Raw genomic sequence first — 6159 nt, forward strand, 5'->3', positions numbered from 1 at the left:
CGCGGTCAGCGTCGTCTTGCCGTGGTCAACGTGGCCAATCGTGCCGATGTTGACATGCGGTTTATTACGCTCAAACTTTTCCTTTGCCATTCCTCAGGCGCCCTTTTGTGGTTTGGGGGACCCTTGGTCCCGGTTTCCTCTGCGCGCGCGGAATATTTGGTTCAAAGGGGAAAATCAAGCACATCCTGCAAGAAACACGGGCAAACCCGGTTTTATCCCGCCTCGTCCGACACATCCGTATCGACTGGTTCGGGCCGAGTGTCGAACCAGCCATTCTTGCGGTGCTCGTCGGCGAACCACTCTTCCACCCGGTCGGCCACTTTCAGCGCCAGCCCGCTCAGTTGCTCTTCCTTGGTGCGGGCATTCCCCGACCCCACCAGGGCGCTTTCGCTGGTGGTGTCTTCGAGAACCTGCATCTGATGTGCCTTGGCGAGATACTCGCCCTTGCCGACATCGTATACGTTCACCAGCACGATGGCCGTGCTTTTGGGGTTATAGATGACCGGCACACCGGGCGGCGCCAGCATGTAGCCTTCCAGGCTGATGCCGATGTCGTATTCCTGTGTCCCCTCATAACGACCCAACCGGATATCGACCGCTTTCTGGATCGCATCGGACCATTCCTTGGGTGTGGCGTCACGCGAAACCGGGCCCTGCACCGCCTTGTCGGCAAAGGCATAGTTGACCCGCAGCTTGAACTCGCCCAGTTCTTCGGGCGCTTCATCCACTAGCGTTTCGGTACAAGCGCCAAGCACGGCCAAGCCGGCGGCAAGGGTTAGGATGCGGATCATTGGTGTCTTCTCGATAGTCCTCGGATTCAAGGAATGTATCGTACCGGAACGACCTATGCCAAGCCGTATCAGCAGGATTTCTCTGCCCTCCGCCACAGATCAGGAGAACTTGTAGTTGCGAGGGAAACCATAAGGAGGCTTTTTGCCCACACTGGCACGTTTCGACAGCCATTGAGTCAAGTCGGGTTCATGCCGGGTCTTGTCGCCGCCCATCGACCATTTCAAACCCTCTTCCCAGTTGAAGGTGGTGATGTCGGACAAGCCTCCATCCAATTCCAGCGTTCCCTGACGCCCGCGCGCCATATTGTATTTCTGCAACCGTACGCCCTTGCCTCGCGTCATCTCGGGCAGTTCACCGACGGGGAAGACCAGGAACTTGCCATTTTGTGAGACCACGGCCACATGATCGCCCGCGACCGGTTTGCAAATCATCGCGGTCTCGTCACTCTTGACGTTTAGCACCTGCTTGCCGTTGCGGGTCTGGGCCAGCACGTCCTCCTCGGGCACCATGAATCCATTGCCCGCGTCCGAGGCAACCAAAAGCTTGCGCCCGGGTTTGTGGATCAGGATGTCGATGATCTGCGCCTCGTTTGGCAGGTCGACCATCAGGCGCAGCGGTTCGCCCATACCGCGCCCACCGGGCAGGTTGGCGGCGCTGACCGTGTAAAACCGTCCATTCGAGGCAAAGACCAGCAAGCGGTCAGTCGTCTCAGCGTGGAAGATGAAACGCGGGCCGTCGCCGTCCTTGAACTTCAGTTCCCGGTTCAGGTCTATGTGGCCGGTCATGGCGCGGATCCAGCCCATCTGAGAGCAGACGACCGTGATCGGCTCGCGGTCGATCATCGCCTCAAGCGGCACCTCTTCGACCTCGCCCGCCTCGGCAAAACGGGTGCGGCGGGCACCGCCCTCGTAGTCCTTGCCAAAGGTCTTTTTGGTTTCTTTCAACTGATCGGCGATCCTGGCCCATTGCAAGCTTTCATCGGCCAGAAGGTCCTCAAGATTGGCGCGTTCCAGCATCAGCTCATCGCGCTCGCGGACCAACTCCATCTCTTCCAGACGGCGCAAGGATCGCAGGCGCATGTTGAGGATCGCGTCGACCTGAACTTCGGACAGCTCGCCTTCTCCCGGCTTGGGCGAAACATAATCGGCCTCGCTGGTGGCGCGGACGTGGTCGATGCCCCAGTCTTCGCGCATCAGCGCGGCTTTGGGGTCGTCGTCGTAGCGAATGATGTCGATCACACGGTCGAGGTTCAGGAAGGCGACGATAAAGCCTTCCAACACTTCCAGCCGGTGATCGATCTTGCCCAGACGGTGGCGCGAGCGGCGGATCAGCACCTCTTGCCGGTGATCGAGGAAAGCGCGCAGCACTTCCTTCATCGAACAGACTTTGGGCGTCACCCCGTCGATCAGCACGTTCATGTTCAGGCTGAACCGCACCTCTAGGTCCGAGTTGCGATAGAGCATCCCCATCAGCACCTCGGGGTCCACGTTCTTGGAACGCGGCTCGAGAATCAGCCGTATGTCATCGGCGGATTCATCGCGCACATCGGCGAGGATCGGGATTTTCTTGGTCTGGATCAGTTCAGCGATCTTTTCGATCAGCTTGGATTTCTGAACTTGATAGGGAATCTCGGTGACGATGATCTGCCACTGGCCGCGGCCCAGATCCTCGACCTCGTATTTGCAGCGCAGACGGAACGAGCCGCGCCCGGTGCGATAGGCTTGCGCAATATTCTCGGCCGGCTCAACGATCACGCCGCCGGTCGGAAAATCCGGACCGGGCACATAGTTCAGCAACGTGTCATCGCGCGCATCCGGCGTCTTGATCAGATGCAGACAGGCGTCACACAGCTCGGCGATATTATGCGGCGGGATGTTCGTCGCCATACCCACCGCAATGCCGCTGGCACCATTGGCCAGCAGGTTCGGGAACTGCGCGGGTAGGACAGACGGCTCTTCCAATCGACCATCATAGTTGGGGCGAAAATCGACGGCATCCTCCGCCATTCCTTCCAACAGCGCCTCTGCGGCTTCGGTCATGCGTGCTTCGGTGTAACGCTCGGCAGCAGGATTGTCGCCATCAATGTTGCCAAAATTCCCCTGCCCGTCGACAAGCGGGTAACGAACGTTAAAATCCTGCGCCAGACGCGCCATTGCGTCGTAGATCGCTTGGTTTCCGTGCGGGTGGAAATCCCCCATGGTATCGCCGCTGATCTTGGCGGACTTCAAAAAGCCTCCCGTCGGGGAAAGCCGTAACCTGTGCATCGCGTAAAGGATTCGCCGATGCACCGGCTTCAGCCCGTCGCGCGCATCGGGCAATGCGCGGTGCATGATGGTGGACAGCGCATAGGTCAGATAGCGCTCGCCAATCGCGCGGCGTAGCGGTTCCGCTACCTCAGACCCGCCTTCGGGGGTCTCCATATTGGGGTCGTCTACGATATCGTTCATAGATGATGTGATACGACGCAAAGCCACGCTGGTAAAGCGAGCTGAGCATAATTTGCTGGGGACAAGTCGGCCATTTGCAACAAGGGGGAGGTAACAGTCGGATTTTCCCCGTTTTTCGACTCAAACGCGAATTTATGCTAGAATTTCGTCCATAGACTCACTGCAATTTGTTGCTTTAACGATTTTCGGGGGATGCGCCATGACGCGCCTTATTGTTCTGACTTTCGCCTTTCTGGGCTGGGCCTTCTATGAAATGAGTGGCGGGGCCGATTTCGAGCCGCGCGGCGTGCGGGTGCCAGCGCCCGAACGCACAGCGATGACCGAGGTGGCCGAACCCAAATCGCTGGTATTTCCGATAAATGCCGAGGAACTGGTGACCAAGGCGGCACCAAGTCAGGTCAAGACCGTTCAGGCCCCGCAAGATAGCGAAATCACTCTCACGGCCGGGGACTCGCAGGCGATTCTGTCACAGGCCTCGTTTGGAGTTTCCGCAAATGGATCTCTGTTCCAACCTCAGGATGCCACCATAACCCTTGCGTCCCTGCAGGATGGCATAGCTGGATTGCAACAAGACACGACGCCGGCCCAACCCGAAGCAGCTCCGCCTGCGGAAGCGGCAGAGCCCTCCCGCGATATCCGCGAAGTCACCGGAACCCGCGTGAACATGCGCAGCGGGCCGGGAACCATCTATCCGGTGGTCTCGCGCCTCAAGATCGGCCATCAGGTCGAGGTTCTGGACGACTCGGGCACCGGCTGGCTGCGCCTGCGCGTGTTGCCCGAGCAACATGTAGGCTGGATTTCGGCCTCGCTGGTCAGCAAAAGTTCAAACTGACGTCAGACGGCATTGCCCCGCAGGGAACCTCGCAATAGCTATGGGCAAGGTTCATCTTTGGGATCGCCATGCAGAAATCCATTCTCATCACGGGATGCTCTTCCGGTATCGGGCTGGACGCGGCACACGGAATGCGCGCGAAGGGCTGGCGCGTGTTCGCCTCGTGCAGGCAGCAGCGGGATTGCGACCGGCTGCGCGCACAGGGATTTGACAGCCCGCGAATCGACTATACCGACGCCGACAGTATCCGCACCGGACTGGAACAGGTGCTCGAAGCCACCGGTGGCACACTGGATGCGCTGTTCAACAATGGCGCGCACGGCCTGCCCGGCGCGGTCGAGGATGTTCCGCTCGACGGTCTGCGCCACATTTTCGAGACCAATGTTTTTGGCTGGCACGAGTTGACCCGGCAGGTGATCCCGGTGATGCGGGCGCAGGGGCATGGACGAATCGTTCAGAACTCCTCAGTGCTGGGCCTCGTCGCCTTTCCGTGGCGCGGCGCCTATGTCGCCACCAAATACGCCGTCGAAGGGCTGAGCGACACATTGCGGTTGGAACTGCGTGACACCGATATCAGGGTGATTCTGATCGAACCCGGACCGATCACCTCGAAGCTGCGCGAAAAGGCGATTCCGATCTTCGAACGCTTCATCGACTGGGAAGGTTCGGCTCTGCGCGACAAATACGAAAACTCTTTGCTCAAAAGGCTTTACGAGGGCAGCGGGCAGGACCGCTTCGAGCTTCCCGCCTCGGCCGTGACCGCGAAACTGGCCCATGCGGTCAGCGCGAAACGCCCCCGCTCGCGCTACTATGTGACGACACCCACCTATATCGCGGGATATCTGCGCCGGGTTCTGCCGAGCGGGGCGGTCGACCGCATCCTTTCCCGCGTCTGAGGCAAAATTACCGGTTCGCTTTTCGCCGCAACACCGCTAGACCAAGCCGAACGCAACCTCAAACGCGCATGGGGGTTTCATGGACATTCTGATGGTGATTTTGCTTTTGGCGATGGCGGCGGTCGTCGTCGTTCTGATCCTTGGCATCGCCAACTTTGGCAAAAGCGGTGCTGAGGCCGCCATGAAAAGCAACAAGATGATGCGCCTGCGCATCCTGTTCCAGTTCATCGCGGTGGTCCTGATCGTTCTCTACGTCTATCTGCGCGGACAGGGGGGATAACCAGATGGTCGTCCTGAACAAGATATACACCCGCACCGGCGACGGCGGCAAAACCGCTCTCGGCAACGGCGAGCGGGTCGTCAAATATTCGGGTCGAGTCGCGGCTTACGGCACGGTGGACGAGTTGAACGCCTGCGTTGGCGTGGCCCGGCTCGAGGCCGAAGGCGACAGCGACGCCGCCCTGTCGCGCATTCAGAACGACCTGTTCGATCTGGGCGCCGACCTCTGCCGTCCTCACATGGACAAGGATGCCGAGGCCGAATACCCGCCCCTGCGTCTTGCCCCAAGTCAGGTCGAGCGGCTCGAGACCGAAATCGACGCGATGAATGTGGGTCTGGAACCCTTGCGCAGCTTCATCCTGCCCGGCGGCACGCGTCTGGCCGCGCAGCTGCACGTCTGCCGCACCGTCGCGCGCCGCGCCGAGAGGCTGTCGGTGGAACTGGCGAACGCCGAGCCGGTGAATGAGGCTGCCGTGAAATACCTCAACCGTCTCAGCGACTGGTTCTTCGTCGCCGCGCGCGTTGCCAACAACGGCGGCAAGGACGATGTTTTGTGGGTTCCGGGCGCGAACCGCTGAAAGCGGCGTCGCGTTCAATGGACGCGGCGGCAACTGGAAATACGCAAACCGCTGACGCAAATGCGGCTCTGGAAAGTGGTTTTACCGGAATCTGTCGCCGCGAATCTACGAAACGCGACGTCTCAGGACCAAGACGTGACGATTTTGCTCTGTCGCGACCGGCCACAACTCGCTATCTAACGCGACGAGAGCATTGGTGGAGTCGCGACGCGGCTTGCCGTTTTTGTAAGGAGCATACGCAAAAATGAAGGTACTTGTGCCTGTCAAGCGCGTGATTGACTATAACGTGAAGGTTCGCGTGAAGGCGGACGGGAGCGGAGTTGATCTCGCCAATG

7 protein-coding genes and 1 pseudogene are annotated in these 6159 nt (G+C 59.7%); 5 read left to right on the forward strand and 3 right to left on the reverse strand.

Going from position 1 to position 6159, the window contains the following annotated elements; all coding sequences use genetic code 11:
• The 3 genes from ACR0AO_RS24980 to ACR0AO_RS24990 all read right to left on the reverse strand — a co-directional run.
• The coding region (locus tag ACR0AO_RS24980) for a GTP-binding protein (RefSeq protein WP_036223564.1) at positions 1–90 on the reverse strand (90 nt) is incomplete at its 3' end.
• 122 nt (positions 91–212) lie between these two features.
• Positions 213–791, reverse strand: coding sequence for a hypothetical protein (locus ACR0AO_RS24985; RefSeq protein WP_480609605.1), 579 nt, complete (start codon positions 789–791; stop codon positions 213–215).
• A gap of 99 nt (positions 792–890) precedes the next feature.
• Positions 891–3239 carry a DNA topoisomerase IV subunit A gene (locus ACR0AO_RS24990; RefSeq protein WP_480609608.1) on the reverse strand — a complete coding sequence of 783 codons (2349 nt, stop codon included), beginning with the start codon at positions 3237–3239 and terminating at the stop codon, positions 891–893.
• Positions 3240–3438: 199 nt separating this feature from the next.
• Between ACR0AO_RS24990 and ACR0AO_RS24995 the strand changes: the two genes are divergently transcribed.
• The 5 genes and pseudogenes from ACR0AO_RS24995 to ACR0AO_RS25015 form a co-directional block, all read left to right on the forward strand.
• Positions 3439–4071: an SH3 domain-containing protein gene (locus ACR0AO_RS24995; protein ID WP_480609611.1), complete on the forward strand. Its 633-nt coding sequence runs from the start codon at positions 3439–3441 to the stop codon at positions 4069–4071.
• Positions 4072–4139: 68 nt separating this feature from the next.
• Positions 4140–4967: an SDR family NAD(P)-dependent oxidoreductase gene (locus tag ACR0AO_RS25000; protein WP_480609614.1), complete on the forward strand. Its 828-nt coding sequence runs from the start codon at positions 4140–4142 to the stop codon at positions 4965–4967.
• A 79-nt stretch (positions 4968–5046) separates the two neighbouring features.
• A complete protein-coding gene (locus tag ACR0AO_RS25005; protein ID WP_480609617.1) occupies positions 5047–5247 on the forward strand; it encodes a twin transmembrane helix small protein in 201 nt (66 codons plus the stop codon).
• 4 nt (positions 5248–5251) lie between these two features.
• Entirely contained in the window at positions 5252–5824 is a 573-nt protein-coding gene (locus tag ACR0AO_RS25010) for a cob(I)yrinic acid a,c-diamide adenosyltransferase (RefSeq protein ID WP_480609621.1), read from the forward strand.
• 244 nt (positions 5825–6068) lie between these two features.
• Positions 6069–6159 (forward strand): annotated as a pseudogene (locus ACR0AO_RS25015) (electron transfer flavoprotein subunit beta/FixA family protein); the annotation flags it as partial.

This window comes from Ruegeria sp. AF8 (assembly GCF_056541825.1).

Excerpts from the sequence above, each read along its gene's own strand:
- ACR0AO_RS25010 (WP_480609621.1), top strand. The coding sequence starts at position 5,252 with ATGGTCGTCCTGAACAAGATATACACCCGCACCGGCGACGGCGGCAAA.
- ACR0AO_RS24985 (WP_480609605.1), bottom strand. The coding sequence starts at position 791 with ATGATCCGCATCCTAACCCTTGCCGCCGGCTTGGCCGTGCTTGGCGCT.
- ACR0AO_RS24995 (WP_480609611.1), top strand. The coding sequence starts at position 3,439 with ATGACGCGCCTTATTGTTCTGACTTTCGCCTTTCTGGGCTGGGCCTTC.
- ACR0AO_RS25005 (WP_480609617.1), top strand. The coding sequence starts at position 5,047 with ATGGACATTCTGATGGTGATTTTGCTTTTGGCGATGGCGGCGGTCGTC.
- ACR0AO_RS25000 (WP_480609614.1), top strand. The coding sequence starts at position 4,140 with ATGCAGAAATCCATTCTCATCACGGGATGCTCTTCCGGTATCGGGCTG.
- ACR0AO_RS24990 (WP_480609608.1), bottom strand. The coding sequence starts at position 3,239 with ATGAACGATATCGTAGACGACCCCAATATGGAGACCCCCGAAGGCGGG.